Below are 1,077 nucleotides of genomic sequence, written 5' to 3'. Positions count from 1 at the left end.
AACGGCGACGGCACCTGGACCCTTACGGGCACAGCCACCATTACGGCCGGCAGCACCACCACCAGCATTGCCATTCCTACCAAGGACGACATAGCCTACGAGGGGAATGAAACCCTCACCATTACCTTGAACAATGTGCAAAATGCCACAGTTGTGACCGGCACAGCCACCGGCACCATTACCGATGATGGTGACTTAGGGAACGACCGCTTTGTGATGTACACAGGCAGCACCGCTGCCAACATTAACGGCAAGGTTATAACCGGCGATGTGAAGCACAACGACGCTGATTTTGCCAGAATGCTTAATGTGGGCGGCACCGTTACGGGCCTGTACGGCACAGCCACCATTAATGCCGATGGCACCATTACCTACGTGCTGGCAGCCAATGCTGCTACCCTTATGGGGGCAGGCACCACCGCGGTGAAAGATTACATTACGTATGAGTATGAAGATAGCCATGGCGTAACCCACACCAAAACCGTGGAAGTGGTTGTGGTGCGCGACCCACAAGGCAAGTGGGATTCCCCGGACGATGTGGACGGCGAAACGCAACAGACGTATGTGGCGTTTACCGGGGCAGACCAAAGCGCTTCCAGCGACACAGACGGCCTTGGCCCCATAGCTGGCAACGACACCGTGCGCATAGATTACAACCTGACCAACAGCAGCGTGAACCTGAAGAGCGGTGATGACAACCTGACCATGAAGGGCACGCTCATTTCCAGTGCTGCTGCCTCCATAAGTAAAATAGATGCTGGCGACGGCAACGACCTGCTCACTATTATTGGCAATATTAAGGGCGCTTCCGCTGCCTATAAAGCCAACACGGTGGTGGACATGGGGGCCGGGGATGATGCATTGAACATTACCTCCAGCGGCACAACGGCTGCCGTGCAGTTTGCCACGCTGCTGGGCGGCGCGGGGAATGACAGCATACGCATCAGCACTGGTGCTGCTATGACGGATGCCACCATTGACGGCGGCACAGGCACAGACATTGTGCGCCTGGAAAGCTCTATATTGAAGCTGGCAGCAGTTGGTGCAGGCACTACCCTGAACGGCGGCACCGATGCT

Annotated in this window: 1 protein-coding gene; it reads left to right on the top strand. The window is 56.4% G+C overall.

What is annotated here, in order from left to right; translation table 11 throughout:
• Positions 1 to 1,077 (top strand): Ig-like domain-containing protein (locus G497_RS18165; protein WP_034637952.1); only part of this gene is annotated, 1,077 nt, incomplete at both ends.

The organism is Desulfovibrio cuneatus DSM 11391, assembly GCF_000430005.1.
In the GTDB taxonomy this organism is placed as follows: Bacteria; Desulfobacterota; Desulfovibrionia; order Desulfovibrionales; family Desulfovibrionaceae; genus Frigididesulfovibrio; species Frigididesulfovibrio cuneatus.
This window is presented reverse-complemented; position numbering and strand designations above follow the sequence as displayed.